General features: G+C 33.3%; 16 protein-coding genes and 1 pseudogene. 2 read left to right on the top strand and 15 right to left on the bottom strand.

Annotated features, from left to right (window positions below):
- Positions 1-270 precede the first annotated feature (270 nt).
- The 6 genes and pseudogenes from FC89_RS05920 to FC89_RS12840 all read right to left on the bottom strand — a co-directional run.
- A complete protein-coding gene (locus tag FC89_RS05920) occupies positions 271-2,322 on the bottom strand; it encodes a methyl-accepting chemotaxis protein (protein WP_057871635.1) in 2,052 nt (683 codons plus the stop codon).
- 178 nt (positions 2,323-2,500) lie between these two features.
- Positions 2,501-4,564: a methyl-accepting chemotaxis protein gene (locus FC89_RS05915; protein ID WP_057871634.1), complete on the bottom strand. Its 2,064-nt coding sequence runs from the start codon at positions 4,562-4,564 to the stop codon at positions 2,501-2,503.
- Between the two features lie 176 nt (positions 4,565-4,740).
- The gene (locus FC89_RS05910) at positions 4,741-6,813 is read right to left on the bottom strand and encodes a methyl-accepting chemotaxis protein (RefSeq protein ID WP_057871633.1); all 2,073 of its coding nucleotides are present in this window, start codon (positions 6,811-6,813) and stop codon (positions 4,741-4,743) included.
- A 244-nt stretch (positions 6,814-7,057) separates the two neighbouring features.
- Positions 7,058-8,137: a class I SAM-dependent methyltransferase gene (locus FC89_RS05905; RefSeq protein WP_057871632.1), complete on the bottom strand. Its 1,080-nt coding sequence runs from the start codon at positions 8,135-8,137 to the stop codon at positions 7,058-7,060.
- Positions 8,134-9,252 (bottom strand): glycosyltransferase family 4 protein, encoded by a 1,119-nt coding sequence (locus FC89_RS05900; protein WP_057871631.1) that lies wholly within the window; start codon positions 9,250-9,252, stop codon positions 8,134-8,136. Before FC89_RS05900 ends, FC89_RS05905 begins: the two co-directional genes overlap by 4 nt.
- A 423-nt stretch (positions 9,253-9,675) precedes the next feature.
- A pseudogene (locus FC89_RS12840) lies at positions 9,676-9,960 on the bottom strand (CatB-related O-acetyltransferase); the annotation flags it as partial.
- Positions 9,961-10,704: 744 nt separating this feature from the next.
- Between FC89_RS12840 and FC89_RS05890 the strand changes: the two are divergent.
- On the top strand, positions 10,705-10,989 hold the full coding sequence (locus tag FC89_RS05890) for an IS3 family transposase (RefSeq protein WP_057871629.1): 285 nt from the start codon (positions 10,705-10,707) through the stop codon (positions 10,987-10,989).
- A 243-nt stretch (positions 10,990-11,232) separates the two neighbouring features.
- The gene (locus FC89_RS13020; protein WP_083485425.1) at positions 11,233-11,421 is read left to right on the top strand and encodes a DDE-type integrase/transposase/recombinase; all 189 of its coding nucleotides are present in this window, start codon (positions 11,233-11,235) and stop codon (positions 11,419-11,421) included.
- A 241-nt stretch (positions 11,422-11,662) separates the two neighbouring features.
- Here the strand turns inward: FC89_RS13020 and FC89_RS12925 are convergent, their stop codons facing one another.
- The 9 genes from FC89_RS12925 to FC89_RS05845 all read right to left on the bottom strand — a co-directional run bounded on the left by FC89_RS12925 (position 11,663) and on the right by FC89_RS05845 (position 20,724).
- Positions 11,663-12,559, bottom strand: coding sequence for a CatB-related O-acetyltransferase (locus FC89_RS12925; protein WP_057871628.1), 897 nt, complete (start codon positions 12,557-12,559; stop codon positions 11,663-11,665).
- 243 nt (positions 12,560-12,802) lie between these two features.
- Complete coding sequence (locus FC89_RS12830; protein ID WP_057871627.1) at positions 12,803-13,030, bottom strand: hypothetical protein; 228 nt, start codon at positions 13,028-13,030, stop codon at positions 12,803-12,805.
- A gap of 183 nt (positions 13,031-13,213) precedes the next feature.
- A complete protein-coding gene (locus tag FC89_RS05875; RefSeq protein WP_057871626.1) occupies positions 13,214-14,254 on the bottom strand; it encodes a glycosyltransferase in 1,041 nt (346 codons plus the stop codon).
- 273 nt (positions 14,255-14,527) lie between these two features.
- Positions 14,528-15,661, bottom strand: coding sequence for a DUF5672 family protein (locus FC89_RS05870; RefSeq protein WP_057871625.1), 1,134 nt, complete (start codon positions 15,659-15,661; stop codon positions 14,528-14,530).
- 9 nt (positions 15,662-15,670) lie between these two features.
- On the bottom strand, positions 15,671-16,756 hold the full coding sequence (locus FC89_RS05865) for a glycosyltransferase (protein ID WP_057871624.1): 1,086 nt from the start codon (positions 16,754-16,756) through the stop codon (positions 15,671-15,673).
- Between the two features lie 12 nt (positions 16,757-16,768).
- Complete coding sequence (locus FC89_RS05860) at positions 16,769-17,467, bottom strand: L-ribulose-5-phosphate 4-epimerase (protein WP_057871623.1); 699 nt, start codon at positions 17,465-17,467, stop codon at positions 16,769-16,771.
- The gene (locus tag FC89_RS05855; protein ID WP_057871622.1) at positions 17,436-18,515 is read right to left on the bottom strand and encodes an NAD-dependent epimerase/dehydratase family protein; all 1,080 of its coding nucleotides are present in this window, start codon (positions 18,513-18,515) and stop codon (positions 17,436-17,438) included. The genes FC89_RS05860 and FC89_RS05855 overlap by 32 nt, the downstream gene beginning before the upstream one ends.
- 14 nt (positions 18,516-18,529) lie before the next feature.
- Complete coding sequence (locus FC89_RS05850; protein WP_057871621.1) at positions 18,530-19,243, bottom strand: IspD/TarI family cytidylyltransferase; 714 nt, start codon at positions 19,241-19,243, stop codon at positions 18,530-18,532.
- On the bottom strand, positions 19,240-20,724 hold the full coding sequence (locus FC89_RS05845; protein ID WP_057871620.1) for a glycosyltransferase family protein: 1,485 nt from the start codon (positions 20,722-20,724) through the stop codon (positions 19,240-19,242). Before FC89_RS05845 ends, FC89_RS05850 begins: the two co-directional genes overlap by 4 nt.
- Positions 20,725-20,877 lie beyond the last annotated feature (153 nt).

The raw sequence follows: 20,877 nt of genomic DNA, 5'->3' as shown, positions 1-20,877 counted from the left end.
CTACCCACCAAAAGAGTGGTTTACTCTAGGGTCGTAAGCCCTTATATACTTGCCAGCGTTTCAAAACGCTGGTTTTTTTTCAAAACCAAACTATATTTTCCATTTTTACTACCATTCGTATTACTTAGCTTGACCCTTAAAAGTGTCTTCACACTCTCTAACACTCAATTTTGCTGTAAAAAAGGAGTGGATTTCTCCACTCCATAAAAGTCTAACTTTTTTTAGGGGTCATTTCATCCAGAGGACTTCTTGGCTCCACTAATATAATTGTTATTTTTCAAACTCAAACGTTTTAACGATCTTCTTCAACTCACCAGCTGTCTTTTGCAGCTCAGCCACATGATTAGTAAATTCTTCCATCGTTGCTTGAACTTCTTCTGAGTTAGCCGAAACTTCTTCAGCACCGGCAGAATTTTCTTCAGTCGAAGCTGAAATGTTTTCCAAACTCTCTTCGATCTTACTTTGAACCTCAGCAATTTTACCACTGGCTTGTTCGATTTCTTGGATATCTTGAATAAGTTTCTGGTTTACACCAAAGACATCCTTAGACGAACCGATTGCTTGGTCAATCAAGCCGGTTTGTGCTTTGCCCCCAGCAACTGATGCACTCATCTTCTTAACCATTTCTTCTGAGTCAACGCGGATCTTACCCAAAATATCACTGATATCTTTCGTTGAGTCTTTGCTTTGATCTGAGAGTTTGCGAATTTCAGTTGCGACAACCGCAAAGCCTTTGCCAGCTTCACCAGCACCAGCAGCCTCAATTGAAGCATTTAAAGCCAACAAGTTGGTCTGACGGGAAATTCCACTAATTACATTAATAATCTTATCAATGTTTTTAACTTGTTCATTTAAATGACTGACACTGGTTTCCAACTCCTGCATCTTAGTCAATTCTTGTTTCCAATTGTCGGCTACCTGACCCGAAAGATCAAGATTCTGTTGATTCAACTTGCCGGCATTAGCTGAACGTTTATTCATTTGCTCAACATTTTTGTGCAGCGTTGTGATGACATCTGACAAGTTTTTAAGCTGACTAACACTACTTGAGGTTTCTTGTGCTTGTGAAGTTGTAACCTGAGCAATCCCGGTAATTGCCTGTGCCACTTCCTCAGTTGCTTTGCTGGTTTGTTGAGACAAACCTAATAATGAGTCCGATTTATCGGCTACATGATTGCTCTGTCCCTGGACTTTGCCAATCGCTTTGCCAACAGAATCCACCATTTCATTGTAATAATACGTGATTCGATTAAACTCTTGCCCATTTTTATCTGGCAAACTCATTTTTTTGCCCATCTCTTTGGGATTAATCAATACACTGAAAGTATTGCCACCGGCAGCCGCCTTGATTTTAGCAAATCGTCCCTGACTAGCCTCTTCAAAAAGCTTGATATAAACTGAAACCGTTGCCCTAAGAACCTTAGAAGTGTACATAGCATACAAAATAATGATTATCAACATTATAACTGTAACCAATAGTGAAATTTTAATTAGTGAATGCAGTTCACTATTTAAATCATTACTATCAACTACCGCAAAAGACCAATTGTCACTGCCTTTATCGTAATAGATCGTCCCGACTTTAGGCATTTCCAATAGCCCTTTTTTATTTTTAGCCTGAGCAACTTTTTGATAAATAGTTGAGTTTTTAATATTCTTTCCTTGCTTAAAAGTAAAATCCTTTGATTTGCCATTCGAAGTGATTACCGTTCCACCCTTATGAACAAGTGTCACGCTCCCAGTTCGACCAATTTTCATATTTGATGATGTTCGGCTGATACTATCATAAGATAAATCAAGTTCCAAAACTCTTAGTTGACCATTATTATTTTTAAATGCTAACGAAGCCGTTGTCACGAGTTGACCGGTTCCGGCATCTTTATAAGGCGCAGTCCACATAACTTTTCCTTGATGCGCAACTGCTGATTTATACCACGGCCGGATACGCGGATCATAGTTATTTGGCATTGTTGTCAAAGTTAGATAATGACCATCAGTTGTCGCAAAACCACTGTATTTGATTTGAGCATTAGCGTCTTGTGCGCTTCGTAAAAACTGCTTAACTTGATTATCATTAGGTTTTTTATTGCTGAATGCGTTTTCAGAAGAAAGCCGAATTAACTCTTTTTGCGTCGAGTCCTTAAAGTTGTTATTACTGCTCATCACAGATTGGACTGCGCTTTGCTGACTAAGCTGATTCCTTTGCGTTAATAGTTTCCTAGTAGAATAGTAAGAACTGACTACCAGTACAATAATCGTTAACAGTGTAACTCCCAAAACTGTTTCACCGATTATTTTCCCTAAACTTTTCTTGCTTTTCATATAGTTTAACACCTTCCCTATTAATTAGACTACTGTTTATTAATATCGGAATCTTTTGTAAAAGATTAAGTCAATTAAGCAAAAATTTAAAAAATAATTTGTGAAAAAATAAGCAGCAACAGAAACAATGCTCTCTTGCTACTTATTCTGTAATAATTTAATTTACTGGTTAAACGACTTATTTATCAAACTCAAAGGTTGCAACAACCTTTTTCAACTCGTCAGCTGTCTTTTGCAATTCGGCAACATGGTTGGTAAATTCTTCCATTGTCGCTTGAACTTCTTCTGAATTAGCCGAAACTTCTTCAGCACCAGCGGAATTTTCCTCAGTTGAAGCCGAAATATTTTCCAGACTTTCTTCAATCTTGCTTTGAACTTTAGAAATTTTACCACTAGCTTGTTCGATTTCTTGAATATCCTTGATAAGTTTTTGATTTACGCCAAAGATATTTTTAGATGAACCAATTGCTTGATCGATCAAGTCAGTTTGTTCTTTGCCACCGGCAACGGAAGCATCCATCTTCTTGACCATTTCCTCGGAATCTGTTCTAATTTTGCCTAAAATATCACTGATATCTTTGGTTGAACTCTTACTTTGATCGGATAACTTGCGAATCTCAGTTGCGACAACTGCAAAGCCTTTGCCGGCTTCACCAGCACCGGCAGCTTCAATTGAAGCATTCAACGCTAATAAGTTAGTCTGCCGGGAAATCCCACTAATTACATTAACAATCTTATCAATATTTTTCACTTGTTCATTTAAATGACTAACACTGGCTTCCAATTCTTGCATTTTAGTCAGCTCTTGCTTCCAGTTATCAGCTACCTGACCAGAGAAATCAAGATTCTGTTGATTCAATTTACCGGCACTAGCCGAGCGTTTGTTCATTTGTTTAACATTTTTATGCAAGGTTTGAATGACATCTGATAAGTTCTTCAGTTGACTGACACTGCCTGAAGTTTCTTGAGCTTGTGAAGTTGTAACCTGAGCAATTCCGGTAATTGCTTGTGCTACTTCTTCGGTTGCCTTATTAGTCTGCTTGGATAATCCCAATAATGAATCCGACTTATCGGCCACAGTATCACTTTGACCTTGAACTTTCCCAATTGCTTTTCCAACAGAATCTACCATTAAATTATAATAATATGCAATCCGATTAAATTCTTGCCCATGTTTATCTGGGGAACTGAACTTTTTGCCCATTTCTCCTGGATTATTCAACAAACTAACAGTACTGCCGCCAACAAATGGTTTGATTTTGATGAATTTACCCTGACTGGCTTCTTCAAACCGTTTGATATACACGGCAACAGTTGCCTTAAGAACCGTGGAAGTATACATAGCATATAAAACAACGACTATCAACATTATAATTGTAACAATCAATGAAATTATAATTAACGAATGCAATTCACTGCTTAAATCATTACGATCAACAACAGCAAATGCCCAATTGCTATTGTTGGCTTTATTATAGTAGATTTGACCGATGTCTTTATTCTTAACTTTTAAAATGCCAGAATTACTTTTGGCTGCTGATATTGCTTTGAAAATCGCATTATTTTTAATACTTCGACCACTATTGAACGTATAATGCTTTGATTTTCCTTTGGATGCCAAAATAGTTCCATCCTTAGCAACTAACGTGACACTGCCAGTTCGACCAATTTTCATTGCCGAAATCGTCTTATCCAAATTGTTATAGGATAAATCAATTCCTAAAACTCCAATCACTTGACCTTGAGAGTTTTTCACGGTTATAGATGCCGTAGTCTGCATTTTCCCGGTATCAGTACTCTTATATGGTGTGGTCCAAAAAATTTGACCATCATTGTTTATTGCTCCGGTATACCATAAGCGGGTACGCGGATCATAACCAGTAGGCAATTTATTAAAGGTAATCATTTCACCCTTAGCAGAGCCAAAATGAATATGAATCCACTGAGTATTGCTCTTACGTGCCATGTTTAATCCTTGACGAATTGATCTTGAATTATATTTGCTCTGTTTAAATACGGATGAATCAGCTAATTGTTCTAATTCTCGTTCAGTTGAACTTTGCAAACTGCTATTAGTTGACACTAACGTATTAACTGCACTTTGCTGACTAAGCTGGTTCCTTTGCGTCAATAACTTTTTAGTCGATAGATAGGAACTGGTTACCAATACAATAATTGTTAGTAGCGTAATCCCTAATACTGCTTTGCCAATTATTTTTCCCAAACTTTTGCTATTTTTCATACGCCTTAGCACCTTTCTTTTAATTAGCTCACCATTTATTAATATCGGAATTTTTTATAAAAAATTAAGTGATTTAAATAAAAGAACCAAAATAAATTGACAAAAAAAACAGCTAAGAAGATGAAATTCCTCTTGCTGTTTGTTCCATAATAATTTAATTCATTAACTGAAATCGTTTATTTTTCAAATTCGAAAGCTGCCACAACTTTTTTCAACTCATCAGCTGTCTTTTGCAACTCTGATACATGGTTAGTAAATTCTTCCATCGTTGCCTGAACTTCTTCTGAGTTAGCTGAAACTTCTTCAGCACCGGCTGAGTTTTCTTCAGTAGAAGCTGAAATGTTTTCCAGACTTTCTTCGATCTTACCCTGAACTTCAGCAATTTTACCACTGGCTTGTTCGATTTCATGAATATCTTCAATAAGTTTCTTATTTACACCAAAAACTGTCTTAGACGAACCGATTGCCTGATCAATCAAATCTGTTTGCTCTTTACCACCAGCAACCGACGCACTCATCTTTTTGACCATTTCTTCGGAATCAATACGAATCTTACCTAAAATATCGCTGATGTTTTTGGTTGAATCTTTACTTTGATCGGATAACTTGCGGATTTCAGTCGCCACAACTGCGAATCCCTTGCCAGCTTCACCAGCACCGGCAGCTTCAATTGAAGCATTCAAAGCTAGTAAGTTGGTCTGCCGTGAAATCCCATCAATTACATTAACGATCTTGTCGATATTTTTAACTTGTTCATTTAAATGACTAACACTGTTTTCCAACTCTTGCATCTTAGTCAATTCTTGGTTCCATTTGTCAGCTACTTGACTGGTAACATCAAGATTCTGCTTATTCATCTTACCAGCATCAACTGACTTTTCATTCATTTGCTCCACATTCTTGTGTAAAGTTGTGATGACATCTGACAGGTTCTTCAACTGGCTGACACTATCTGACGTTTCTTGAGCTTGCGACGTAGTAACTTGGGCAATTCCGGTAATCGCTTGTGCTACTTCTTCGGTTGCCTTATTAGTTTGTTTGGATAAACCTAACAGTGAATCAGATTTATTAGCGACATTCTCGCTTTCTCCTTGAACCTTGTTAAATGATTTACTAATTTCACCAACCATTTGGTTATAATAATAAGCAATTCGATTAAATTCTTGCCCGTCCTTATCCGGTGCACTGAATTTTTGTCCCAATTTTTCAGAATTATTCAAGAGGCTGAGAGTACTGCCGCCGTCAAATGCTTTGATTTTAGTAAATTTACCTTTTTCAGCCGCTTTGAAACGATCAATGAAGACAGCTGCCATCCTCTTAAGAACTTTAGTTACATATAAACCGTATAGTCCAACGAGCAGTATCATAATGATGGCTACCACAATTGAAATAATAACTAATGAGTGTAATTCAGTACTCAAATCACTGCGATCCACCACCGCAAATGCATAGCTATTAGTGTCACCATCACCGCCGCGATCGTAATAAACCTTTCTGATTCGGTTATCATTCAGTTGCAACGTTCCCTGAGAATTCGGAGCAGCCGCAATTTTTCGGAAAATAGCCCGGTTGCTAATGTTTTGGCCTGCTTTAAAAGTGTAGTTTTTAGACTTCCCATTGGAAGTAATAACTGTCCCATCTTTGGCAACTAATGTAACACTGCCGGTGCGGCTGATTTTAAGATTAGAAATTGTTTTAGCAACACTGCTGTAAGAAACATCAATACCTAAAACTGCCTTTTGTCCGCTGGCATTCTTAACCATAATTGATGCTGTTGTAACCATCTGACCTGAAGTTGCATCTTTATACGGGTTCGTCCATACTATCTGATTAGGTTTAGCAATTGCATCTTTGTACCATGGCCGCGTCCGTGGATCAAATCCAGCTGGTAATTGTGTAAAGGTAACCGTCTTGCCTTGATCGGTGCCAAACTCAATTTGCTTAATTTGTGAGTTGCCATTTTTTACTGCATGCAGCGTATGGCGAATCTGCGATAAATTATAAGTCTTTCCTTGAAGTTCTCTAAGACCTAATAATCCCTTTAACTCTTTTTCGGTTACATGCCTCAAATTGGTTTTATCAGCTACTAAGGCTGTTGCTGCCCCTTGTTGACTGAGTATATTACGTTTATCTAATAACTTGCTTGTAGTAACATACGAACAAATCAGCATTGCAATAACTGCTACTAAGGCTGCAATTATCAGCATCCCGCCAAAATAATTACCAACACTACGTTCTCTCTTTCTCATGTCGCACTCTCCCTGCCTAATTATTTAAATTAACCGTTCCTTAAAACAGCATTACCTTTCATATCGTCTAATTTTTAGTTTATTTAAGGTTTATCAAGCAAAAAGTTAATTTAATTTTTTAAACATAGGCTGTACTTGGAGATTGAGAATGAGATTTGCTGTATAGGTATACCAAAAACTCGCTGGTAGCTTTTTTAACATTAGCTTTAACTATACTCTTGCCAAGAATTACTAGAAATCTTGATTAAAAGTGATTTTCGTTAAAATCTTCACTTTCTTTTATTTCTTGTTTAACACATTTAAGTTTCTCCTGACAAATATTAAATAAGCTGTCCTTTTCGCCCAAGCTCAATCGGTATTTAATTAATGCTTCTTTCAATTCATTTAAATATTGTTTTAAATTGACACTAATTAACTGGTTGTAAATCGCTATTACTAAATCTTCAGTTCGATTAACTGCATTGATTAGAGCATCCAACTCAGGATTTGTTAGTTGATTTAATTTAGTAATTAAATCTGTTATAGCAACTAAATTATCACTAATTTTCTGCTTAATTTTGGTAAATTGTACTCGGAACAGCTGATCAATTAAGCTATCCTTATCTTTAGCAGATAATTTTTTTGTCCAGATCGTCGCAGTTTTACTAAGAGCATATGATACTGAAGATTTTAATTTTTTCATATAAACTTGATCAATATCCGGTCGCTGATCAGCAATTCCATATAAGGTCCCTTGATTTCGCAAAACTAATGCTGCCTGTTGAAAAACCTGTTTTGTCTGTTTAAATTCAGTTGTTCCATTAATAATCACTAAATCAAAGTAATTTTCTGCAAATGGTAACTCAGTAAAATCACCAATATAACGTGAGACAATGTCGGCCGCCGGAGAGGTTGACATTAGTTGCAGCCATCGATCCTGTTCAGTGTTGACCTGTTCTTCGCTCACGCAAATCAAACGATTAGTTGAATTGAAGTCTTTCAATATTTCCGCAATTAAAACACTCAGTGCCCCAGTATCACAACCAATTTCTAAAATGCGAAAATTTCGCTGCTTACTAATTAATTGTTGTATTATTAACAAGCTAGTTAATAAATAATCAATTCCATTTCCGTTCAATTGACCATTTTCTTGCCATTGAGCAACCCTCTTAAAAATTTGAGCTAGCCAAGGAATATAATTATTTTCTAGATGCCCCCGTTGATTTCGTGTATATGTAGAATTATTACTATGATTTTTTAAAGGTGCATAATCTAGAATGAGTTGCTGCTGACCATTAAAGTCATTAAAAAGCATTCGAGTATCTTTAAATTCAAATAGTTTCATTCAGTTACATCTCCAAATAGCAAATAGTGTAATCGTTGAATTATTTGATTGAAATCATAATTTCTTCTTGCAAACGCTATAGCTGCTTCTTGTCCCTTTAACAAACATTCTGAATCCTGGCACAAATTCAACAGTTGTTGAGCTAAATCAGTTTGGTCTTTAACCACTACTCCACAATTTCCTTGATCAATTGCTTCGCTAGCTGCATCGAAATTAGTTAATACCTGGTAACATCCGCCAAATAAAGATTCGGCAATAACATTAGGAGTGCCTCCTTCAACTTGCGAAGTTAGAGTGAAAATTTTTGCCTGCTGATACTCTTTCATAAGATCAGCCTTGCTATTAAGTTCCCCTACCATAACTATTCGCTTTTTTAAAGCTGGAAATTTCATGAAGTATTGTCGCAAATAATTTTCAAATTCTGGTTGAATCGGCCCAACTAATCTTACATTCCAAGTCGGCAGTTGATCAGCTATTGTTGCAAATGTATCTAAAAGTAGTTGATTATTCTTTTGTATGGTACCAATTCGACCAACCGTCAAAATTGTATTATACTTCTTTTTAAAATCCACGTGCAAATCTATATCTGCAAAATTGTAGAAGCCATTAGGAATGTACTCTATTTTAAATGGCCATTTAATACTCAAATAATGTTGCATTACCCGACTACTGGTTGCTATCACATCACATTGGCTTAGAAAAAGCTGAAAATCCGCAGCTTGCCAATCTATTCGATCCATCCACAGAGAATTAGCATCTAACGCAATGTATACTTTTCCGTCCGGACGTAATTTTCTATATAATCTTAGAAAACCAAAATAAGCTGTGTAAGGTCCACGTAAGAGCAATAAATCTATTTTTGCATAATTTTCCTTTAGGTATCTCATTTGAGCTTCTATAAAATTTTTACTATCAGCTAGATAGTCTATTTGTATACCTGGAACTTTTTCAATCAAGCTCGAATAGGTTTCATTGTCATCTTTAGTAGTTACCATTACTGCCTGATAACCATATTTTTTATGCAACAAATAAGGTATAACACCACAGTCTTTTGTTAATTCTACATCTTTCCAATGCCCAGATGTTCCATTAAACGCATATACACCGATTGACATAAATTACACCACTTTAATTTGAATTGTATTTACTGCCTAATACCGCTAAACTTGTCATAAGTTACGTTAGAATGTTCACGGATTCTTATCCATAATACTTGAAATTACATCAAATGATGACTTATATGTAATTCTCAAAATATTATCTGATCATTAACCAGCTCACAACATTTAATAAAATTAAATTATTTATTTTCAGACAATTTTTAATACGCTTATAATAATCCTAGTTGAAGCTCCTTAAAATCTTGGTTACTATTTTTTTTGAATAATCTATCTTCAATTGATTTAAGTAATTATCATTAAATAAAATAAGCAAAATCTGATTATAAATTTCTGATTCTCTGCGAAAATAGAGTTTTCCATCTTTAATAGTCAAACAAACAATTTTACAGCACTCAGTCCTTCTGATGTTAATTGTTTTTATTCCTGATAGAACTTTTCAACAAATTTTTCAGGTTGATAAAATAACTCTAAATTGGCATTAATTTTTTCAAGGCTCCAATCCCACCATTTAATTTTCAAAAATTTTGCAATTATTTCATCGCTGAAGCGTTTGCGAATCTCTTTTGCTGGAACCCCACCAACAATTGTGTAGGGAGTCACATCTTTTGTAACCACTGCCCCAGCCCCTATAATAGCACCATCTCCAATAGTGACACCTGGACAGATTATTGCTCGACAACCAATCCATACATCATTTCCAATAATAATTGAAGGATTTTTTGTAACCGGAAATTTGTCAAAAGGTGCCGCGTTTAGCAAATTCTTACCATATTTCAAATTATATTTTTCATGATTATTAAATGCTATGTTTTCTCCCACGTATAACACATTTGAAGTTGTTACTAAATTTGTCGGATGATTGGCTACAATTCTAGCAGTTTCATTAATTGAGCAAAATCTTCCAATCCTTTTACAAGGCCCTCCTAATTGAAGGAATTCTTCATATCCTGTAGTTCCTCTACCAATTAAACACCTCTTATAATTTACATCATCTCTATAATAGCCCATTGAGTCACAAATATATATATAGTCATTAATCTTAAAACCAAGATTTTTAATTTTATTCAATATTACTCTATTTTTTCCCAACAAAGAAATAATTACAAAATGATGTTCTGGATTTAATATCTCTGGTTTACGAACTAACAAATTATGAAAACTGTACTTTCTTGCGTCTGCTTTTTTATCCACAAAAAAATCTATTTGTTTTTTTAAACATTCATATACAAATTCCCCACCTTCTCCTGTTCCCCAAACAACTATATTTCTTCCTTTAATTATTTTTTCTCTTTTCTTTATTTCATTCATAAGAACTAATTTATGACGCTCTTTATCTATCAAATTTAATATACTTCCTTTCTTTTTTATATACTATAGTTAATATAAAATTTACCACTTTTGTGAAAGTGTAAAATTATTTTTTAATTAAGAAGGGATTGTTTCATAATGTTAAAACGCTATCCTACCGAATTCAAGCAAAATATTATTGATTTATATCAACACAAAATTAAGTCAGCTCCTGAATTAGCTAAAGAATATGGTGTTGGTTACTCCACTATTTTAAAATGGGTTTCTGGTAGTCAAAAGTCGCCTGTTAACGGCTTAACTGCTGATGAAGCTAAGGCTCAATCCAAACGAATTAAACGATTGGAAGAGGAAAACCTGATTCTAAAAAAGCGCTGGGGATGTTGGCAAAAGATTGATTTATCCATTGATCAAATAAAAAAGTGATGTTGGAAACCATACTATTTCGATGATGTGCTAAGTATTATCTGTCAGCCACCCCGACTATTACCGTTGGTTACATCACGAACCAACCAAGTGGGAGCGTGAAACCAAAGATTTAAAAGAACGCATCAGTCGCATTGGGCTGACTAGTGAGAAGCGCTATGGCGCTGGTAAGATTCTTAGAAAAATCCTACAAGAACTAGTTCTGCTGAATCGACCTTGTAGTATAAAACGTCTTCAGCTTTAGTGCTACACACCTTGGACCAAGCAATTAGTAATCAAACGATCAATGAGCAACTGATTTTGCATACTGATCAGGGCACTCAGTATACGAGTAAAAGTTATCAAAATCGCTTGACTGAATTGGATATTCGACACTTTTTTAGCTGGTTCAGACAAATATTGACTTCTTTCCAAATTGTATATGTTACATAGCTTTATTATTTTCTTGCTTTAATTGATACCCATTCAGACTCCATTAATAAAGGATTGATTTTTTCACTTTTATCCATTATCACCTTTTAAGTGACAGATACTGTCCACTTAGAAAAATATAATTTCAAAATAATTATCAAAGTGAAATTCTTTAGTATTATCGGCTAAAATTTTCTTGTTTAAAGCCATTAAAAAACAACTAACATTAAATTAAACAAATTTTGATGTTAGTTGTTTTTATTCATGAATAGAACCTTTTAACAAATTTCTCAGGTTGATAAAACAACTCTAAATTGTCATTAATTTTTTCAAGACTCCAATCCCACCATTTAATTCTCAAAAATTTCGCAATTATTTCATCACTGAAGCGATTGCTAATCTCTTTTGCAGGAACACCGCCAACAATTGTATACGGAGCCACATCTTTTGTAACCACTGCCCCAGCCCCTATAATGGCACCATCTCCAATAGTTACCCCTTGACAAATAATTACCCGATAACCAATCCAGACGTCATTACCGATAGTTACTTTCGAATTAATTCTTTTAGAATTAGGTAAGCATCGATTCTTATTTTTAGAAAAATTACTTAATGGAATAATTTCATTTTCTATAATTGGCGATGTCGTTACTGCACTAAGCAGATGGTTTTCAACAATTCGAGCTGTTTCATTAATTGAGCAATAACGCCCTATTTTATCACAAAATATTCCTCGCTCCATCAAACGTTCATATCCATAGGTTCCTCGCCCTACAAAACATTCATGATAATTTACATCTTCTCTGTAATATCCACCTTCTGCTTCAATATACAAATAATCATCAGATTTAAATCCCATATCACGCAATTTTTTTAAAGCATTTAAATCTTTTTTCAAGAATGATACTATTAGAAAATTTTTTTCTGCTGATACAGTATTTAGATCATAAACTGGTAAATTATGAAAATAATATTTACCTGTTTTAGCTTTCTTATCTACAAACGCATTTATATTTTTTTTATGTTTTATTAAGATTTTATAAACAAGTTCTCCTCCATCACCCGTGCCCCATACTATTATGTTTCTGTTTCGTATAACTTTTTCCTTCTTTTTTAATTCAGTTTCTAACACTAAGCTATGACGCTTTTCATCCCACATAATAATCCTTCTTTTATAAATGTTATTTGTAAAGATAAATTATAAATATCATTTTGAATATAGCTAACCAAAGCACTAGTAAATTAAGTTAAATTATTAAAATTAGTATAAAATTACTTCTCAATTAAGAAACAATTATCTAATAATACCAAAAATTTATCCTGCCAAACTTTTAAAAAATATTATTGACTTACATCGCACAAGATCAATTCCGTACCCGAATAGTAAAAAATATAATATTAGTTATCCCCACCGTTTTAAAAAGGGGGTATTGTTTTCCTCAAGCACTATAATGACAAGCACTTTACGAGCTTCAACCTTCTTAACTACTTGAGCAACAATGCTAGAAACAGCTGTAGGTGAATGAATAATAAGAACCAAACATCCTCTCAACATGCCATATTCGGAATCAGTTAAACAAAAGTACTGAATATTATAGTAATTACTAGTATTAAAAGCCACTACGTTCATAAATGTCATTAACCTAGCAAGTTAACTTAGCTTGCAAGATACGATTAACGATTAATAGCTATTTTGAATTATTGGCGAAAAATTATTTAATATTGATTTTTGTAGTTTTAATCATAAATTTTTCAATAGGTTTTTTATTCATTTACACAAATTATTTGTAATCTCGTGACATTTTAACGAGCTTTATTTTATTAAATACGTTTTAAATATTATTTTGTTTTTATATCTAACGTTTTCACTCAATAACTTCTTTTTTATTTCAAATGCGTCTTTAGTAGAGAATACTGCTAAAACAATAAAATCAAAATCCCATTTTTTTATATATTTAGGATCTTTTACAAAACTTTTATTAATTTCTCTCCAATTTTTATCAACCACACCAATCAATTGACAATAACCACTTTTTTTTATTTGATTAACATAATTAATACCAACATGGCCATACCCATAAATTATTACTCTAGCTTTTTTAGGAACTTCAGCAAAAGGAAACAAATAATATGCCGGTTGCATAGTATTTTGAGCGCTTGCAATATCCAGTAGCAAGTCATTAAAAATTTGACCTTGAGTTACAGAATCAACCGCAAAATTTTTACCAAAAGCATAAGAAGAAAATTTACAATTTTGACCAATTAATCCTATATGTTGGACAAGACTTTTTTCAACACTAAAAATTCTAATCCCCCTACTTTTTAAATACTCACACCATTTAATATCAAACATAGGCACTCTGCCATGAATAGATTTTATTGTAAACTTATTTATTATTTCGTTTACACAATTTCTTGACAATAGCATCCCTGCTGCCCCACTACTTTCAATTTCTTTGATAATAGGCGTGTTTATATCTATACTCTTCGTTTTAAGTTCGTTAAAAAGAGTCAAAACACCATCAGTTTTTTTTATTAATTTCATTCCTACTATAAGCCAATCTTTTCTAAAAATTAAATCTGAATCAGCATTAAAAAAATATTGATCACTGGTTTTTAAAAAATCTTGATACATTAAATAACTGTTTTTATCTGCTTTAATTGTTTTTGGGTTTCTATGAATTGATGTTGCATCTGGAAATAACTTTTTTAAGGTACTTACACCATATTCTGTTGATGCATCATCATATATTCTAATATGATAAGGCACATCCAGATCTGATTCATATAAAGAACTCGCCATCTTTTTTAATATAGGTAAACGGTTATGTGTTGTAATTCCAATTGTTAACATTCTTACTCCCCTCCTTGCAATTTTATTGAATTAAGATAAAGTAATTGGCATTTTAATTCTACATCAAATAATTTATCATGAATTAAAATAATAATTTCTCTTGGCTCCAAATTTCCACAAAAAACATCTTTATGATATATAATTATTTAAGATTAGTTTATATTTCTATCCATTCTGTCTTTAAATTTTAAAAAATTAGCATCCTTATCGGAATTATACTTAATTCTTGCTGTTATATCTTTCTAAGCAAACCAAAATTTCTTTAAGAATGACTTATTGCTTATCAAAATATTTGCTTAATACTTCTTTTTCAATTTCACTAAACAAAAAAAAGTCTTGATTTTTTTTAAGCCCTAAATCAATCAGTTTACCAGATATCTCATCCTCATAATCTACTGTCGTAATTAAAATCGGCAGACCCTTTATCAAACCAAATTGTTGAAAATTTGTATACAATACACCATCTATCATCTTAGTATATGTAAAAGCATTATCATAAACACATGATATTCTTATTCCTACTAAGTTAAACAAATTCTGGCACCGATTACCATTAGTTCCCAAGCCCCAAATTGACACATTTTTCAAAGGAAATACTGTTTTAAAAGTCCTTTTTATTTTTGTTAAATTTGGAGACTGATATAACTTATACTCCCAAAAGCAAAGCTGCATTTGCTCAACGCCTCTTTTAAAAGCTTGAATTTCACTTGTAGCAACTTGGGGTAATTTAAAACCTAAATCGAAAATTCTTTTTTTCCATGGAGAAGAAACAAAATTAAACTTATGAATAGCAAATGGAATATTTTTTTCATTTTTTATTTCAAAGCACGCATCGATTGCAAACCTAACTGCTACTTCAATATCTGACACTTTAAAACTCAATTCTGGTCTATTTCCACAATAAGAAAAAAATTGATCTTCCATCATTTCTAAACTTGTTTGCCAAGGATTATTGAGATATATTCTATCTCTCATTTTTAGCATTCTAATACAACTAGTAACTTTTCGAAGTGAAAATCCGCCATTTCCTACATTTGAACCAAATGGAAAATACATCGGTGCACCAATATAGTCATAATTTAAATTACAAAATTCATTCAAACGATTTGAGAACACGAATACATCTAATTGACAAATTAGTAAGTACTCATATTCTTTGAATGACTCATAGAAAGCGGTAGAGAGCAATAGCTGACTATAAGTTCTACGATTTTTAAAAAAATAATTCGGATAACGAAACACTTTATAATTTGAAAGTACCTTAGTAAAATCAAATTCTAGATTGACTGGAGCAATGAATACAATAGCTTCATTTTTAAAGCATTGATTTATTCGTTGCAATGAAACCTTTTCTGTATTATTTAAATTATGTTTATAAATTGGTATACCAATAACACGTTTTTTCATCAATATCACCTAAATCAATTGATTTAATAGTTTTTTCAAAAAAAAACCTGAATGCAGTTTTTCTCCCATTTTTTGGGCTCGCCTCTTCATTAACAAATAATTTTCATTGGAAACTGAATTTATTATACTTTGAATATTTGTTAGTGAATCAATAATCAATCCACAGCCGTTTTTCCTAACAAAATCAGCTTGGGCTGCACCTTTCCAAATAATAACTGGCAAACCAGCCACTAAATAAAGTGAAAGTTTGTGCGGATCATTAATCCTCAGATACTTTCCATAAATTCCTGTACATGAATAAATACTGTCACCATCCCAGACTAGTCCATAACTTCCATCAAGCCGATATGGTAATTCTTCAGGAGAAAATGCTCCATTATAATTCACATTTGATTGTTGAATTTTTTCATCATAACCAACACCATATAAATTAAATTTTACGTTTGATGGTAAGTGATAAATATAACTAGCTTTATGGTAACGTAGGGTACCCGCAATAATGATAGGTTGATTTTTAGCTATTTTACGACTTTCAAATTTGTTTTTATCAAAATTAGAAATTAAATAGTCAAAAATTTCTATTGATATTAGCTTTTGTTTTTCAAATCCCTGTTTAATTAAGTATCTTTTCATAGTAGAGTTGTGAACAATAATTTTGAAAGCATATTTCAAAAATAGTTTTTCCTCTTTATTTAAAATAAATTGTTTTATAATAGAAATATCCTGCCTTTTAGTAACTCTCAATGATTCAAGGTCATGAATAATCAAAATTATTTTTATTTTTTTTCTAGTCAAACTCTTTAGTACACGTTTTAAAAAAATAGAATGTTGAATAATTAAAGGAAATTGAATTACTAAATTATCCCCTTCTTTTAAAAAAGCTATTCTCTTTTGCCATAAACGCATGACCCGGTAATGATTTAATAAACTGACAGAAATATAATCAATATTACCTAACCGCGGTATATTAGGTATAGCTATTGCAGTAAAATTCTGTTTACTCAAGATTTTTTCAACATCTTGTCTTATTTTTGCTCCACCGGTTTTATTTGAACGACTGTTAAGCGGTTTAATTTCTTTTAAATAATAATTCATCTTTACCCCAACTTAATTTTTTTGACCGTAATATGCATTTTCCCCATGTTTACGTAAATAGTGCTTGTTCAACAAATTAGGACTCATTGATTTTACAGTTGGATTCAAAATCATTGTATGGTAGTCTGTTTCCGCCACAACTTCTAAAACCTTAGCGTTATAAACTGCTTCTTTTGCATCCATTCCCCAAGTAAATGGTCCATGTTGATTAACTAAAATTCCCTTCATTTCAAATGGTGATAAATGCTGTTTATTAAAAGTATCGACAATTACCTTACCAGTATTTTCTTCATAATCATCATTGATTTCTGTAGCCGTTAATCCTCGAGAAACTGGTATTTCACCATAAAAAGTATCAGCATGGGTTGTATTAAGAATCGGAATTGGTCGGCCTGCAGCCGCAAAACTTACCGCCCAAGGAGAGTGGGTATGAGCAATGCCTCTAATTCCCGGAAATTGACGATACAAAACTGCATGTGTCGGTGTATCTGAGGATGGTCGTAACTTTCCTTCAATAACATTTTCTTTTAAATCAACTACTACCAAATCAGCTGGTTTTAGCTGTTCATAAGGAACTCCCGAAGGTTTAATAACAAATAGCCCCTGTTCACGATCAATTCCTGAAACATTTCCCCAAGTAAAATTAACTAGTCCCAACTGTGACAGTTGCATATTAGCTTCATAAACTTGCTGTTTTAATTTCTCGAGCACTTTCTTCCAACTCCTCTTGCTGCATAATACTTAAGGTATGTTGCAATCCTAAAACTAAATCATACTTTCCTTGCCAACCAAGTTTTTCAAGTCGAGCAGCACTCAAAACCTGGTGTTGAATCGGCGAATCATTTCTAGTCTGTTCTAATTTGCAATATTCAATTTTTTTACCAGCTAGTTTAGCTATTGTTTCGGCTAAATTTTTCAACGTAGTAACCGAACTAGAATTGGCAATATTATAAGCATAATTAGTTTGTCCTTTTAATAAAGTAGTTATAATTCCGGCTGCGCAATCAGCAACATAACAATATGAGCGTAATTGTTTTCCCTGGCTTTTAAGTGTTATTTCAGCATCTTGTAAGGCTGCTTTTAAGAACTGCACGTGCGCCCGATTATCATTATCGGTTATCCTTGGCCCATAGGTATGGCATGGGCGAACAACAACTATATCCAAATGATATTGTTCAGCAAAAGATGCACATAGTGTCTCACACACTCGTTTACTATTGGGATAACATGATCGACTGCTTAATGGTTCAACATGTCCTGTGTAGTCTTCATTAAATCCAGTTGTCAAGTCTGCTTCTTGACCATAAATTTCTCCCGAAGATACATACAAAAAACGTTTAATTTTATTTTGGTGAGCATATTGCAACAGATTATAGGTTCCCATGGTATTACCCATAATGGTTCCAACCGGATCTTGTTTAAAAGCACTCGGATAGGCGTTACCCGCATTATGAATAATATAATCGACCTGAAAATCAAATTTTATTGGTTGCTGATTATTAAATTCAATAAAATGCAATTCCGCTGATTGTTCTTGAAAAACATTCTGCAAATGCTCTAAACTACGGCTAGTAGCAAAAATCTCTATCTTGTTTTGATGCAGCTTGTTATACTCTAAAAATTCATCAACTAAAAAAGAGCCAATCGTACCAGTCGCCCCGGTAACCAAGATTGATTTTCCTGCGAGTTGTTCGATTTGTAATGAATTTGCAAGTGCTGTTTTGAGATCGCCTTGATATATTTTGTTTAAATTTTTCATAAATTAATTCTCCATCAATGCTTTAACCATTGGGATTTTTTTACCGATAATAGTGCTTTAAAGATTTCTAAGTCATCAGTTGTTGTTAATTTAATATTCTTTTCTGAACCCAATGAAAAATGCACTTTCTCTCCCAATTCAGCAAACATTGTACATGATGCAACAGAATTAGTGATTCCCTTTGCTAAAGCTTTTCGATGCATCGAACATAATTTTCCTAAACGGAACCCTTGTGGCGTTTGTGCTCGTAACAATTTTTCCCGAGGATAGCTGCCAATCGAAACTTGACCATTTTCCGTTTCCATCATTGCTTCTGCACAAGGAATCGTTGCAATTGCTGAACCAAACTTTTGCACGGTAACAATACAATCAGAAATAATATCTTCTGAAATCATTGGTCGAATTGCATCGTGGATTAAAACCACCGTCTGTTTGTCATAATGTTTCTCTAATTCAAATAACCCATTACGAATTGAATCCTGACCATTTTCTCCACCGGGTACAATGAACTTTAATTTAGTAATATTAAACTGTTTAGCATAAGCTCGTAAAACTTTCTCCCAACCAGCAACACAAGCAACTGCAATTGCATCAATACTTGGATGCTTTTGAAAAGCTTCCAATGTATGAATAATTACCGGACGATTATCAACAGTTAAAAATTGTTTAGGTATATCTTGATGCATTCGCCGACCAACTCCACCAGCAATAATTAGTGCTAAATTCATTTAAGTTCACCCGTCATCTTCAAAATAGTTTCTTTTTTAATCTCTTGATAAATTGTTTTACCGCTTGTGCCATCTGTATAGCTATATATCTGACTAGTTAAATTGTGACGCAACTTTTTTTTAGGATCTTTTCCATTGACCAGATTTTTGGCAATCTTGTACCATGGATAATTCGGATCATAAAAATGATAAAAAGCCTCATCTGATAATAAAATACTATTCCCCAATTTCCCTGCAGAAATAATGATTGGTTGGTCAGTTAATGTATAAGCTGCCATTAACGAATTAGTTGCGGAAATGTAGGCATCTGAAGCTTTAAAAAAAGACAAGTAATCTGAACTATCATCCAATATGATGTTTGGATATCTGCTAGATTCAGATTTAATTTCTGTTATACAATTATCATACATACTTAACATTTGTGGAATATAATGAGCTATCGAAATCCTAGTTAAAGGATGTGGTCGCCAGATTACAGCGCAATTGGGAATCATTCTGGTAGCATCAAAGACTTGCTCAATATAAGCAAATTCATAAAACTGATTATTAACAAAATCCATACAATTTGTATCCAAAGCGAATACGTATTTATTTATTAATTTTTTTTGCCATTTTTTTGGTATCTTTTTCTTATCCTTAATAGCTTGACGGACTGCATCCATCTTTGGAGAACCTAGTACTAAAACTTTTTCCTCAGGTATTCCATATTTTATTGCTGCATCTTTAACAAATTGTCCAGCAACAATAATTTTATCAATATTTACCATCGTTGGTATTGCATACGTAATATATGGTCTATTTGGAGCCATTTTACTAAAACTAGTAATATGATACGGAACATATACCAACATATCAGTATATTGTTTTAAATTAGATGTAAAAAATCGCTTATTTACTTGTGTAAAATCATTATATTGATCATACGCATTATGAATAAAAATAATATCCGGTTCTTCTTTTGCTAAGTCATATTCATTATATGGAACGATTGGAATATCATTTGGGAAAAGATCTCCTTCATAAACTGATGTCGTCTTATCAGCTGCAATTTCATAGTACGGTATCGGTATAATCTTAGCAGTACAATCAGGATCCTGCTTAGCCGCTTCATAGATTGACGCCAAACTATCCCACATGGTTACTTTATACGGCATAAAAGCAATATTTAGTTTAACCGGAATAAGTTTATCTAATTTATCGACAATCAGGACCAGCAGTTGTTTCATTTTAAAGATCAGTTCCGAAGTAAGATCAACTTGTTGCTGATCAATTAGTGTTAAGAGGTCATACATAGTTTGCAAATCATTAAAAACAGTTTCACCCTCTGCCAGTTCACCTTCAAGGCTATCAGCAATTGTTTTAACCGCTTCTTGGCAATTATTAATTACTTCAGATTGATTTTTGTTTTTTATTAGATCAATCATCTGAACCGTTGTTTTTAAAAGGTCCAATAATCGTCGTTTCTTTTTTAGAAAAATCATTATTTTATCTTCCTTAATCAATTATTCTGTCCTGTTTTTATTTATCGTCTATTATTAAGGAACTTTAAGCTTAGAATTGCCGGATATCTTCTAATACTGTTTAAATTCTCATCTTTTTATCCGATATCAACTGTATTAGCTTAATTAAAATCG

It is taken from the genome of Liquorilactobacillus ghanensis DSM 18630 (genome assembly GCF_001435235.1).
In the GTDB taxonomy this organism is placed as follows: Bacteria; Bacillota; Bacilli; order Lactobacillales; family Lactobacillaceae; genus Liquorilactobacillus; species Liquorilactobacillus ghanensis.
Note: the sequence above shows the minus strand (reverse complement) of the source record. Positions and strands in the feature narration are given on the sequence as shown.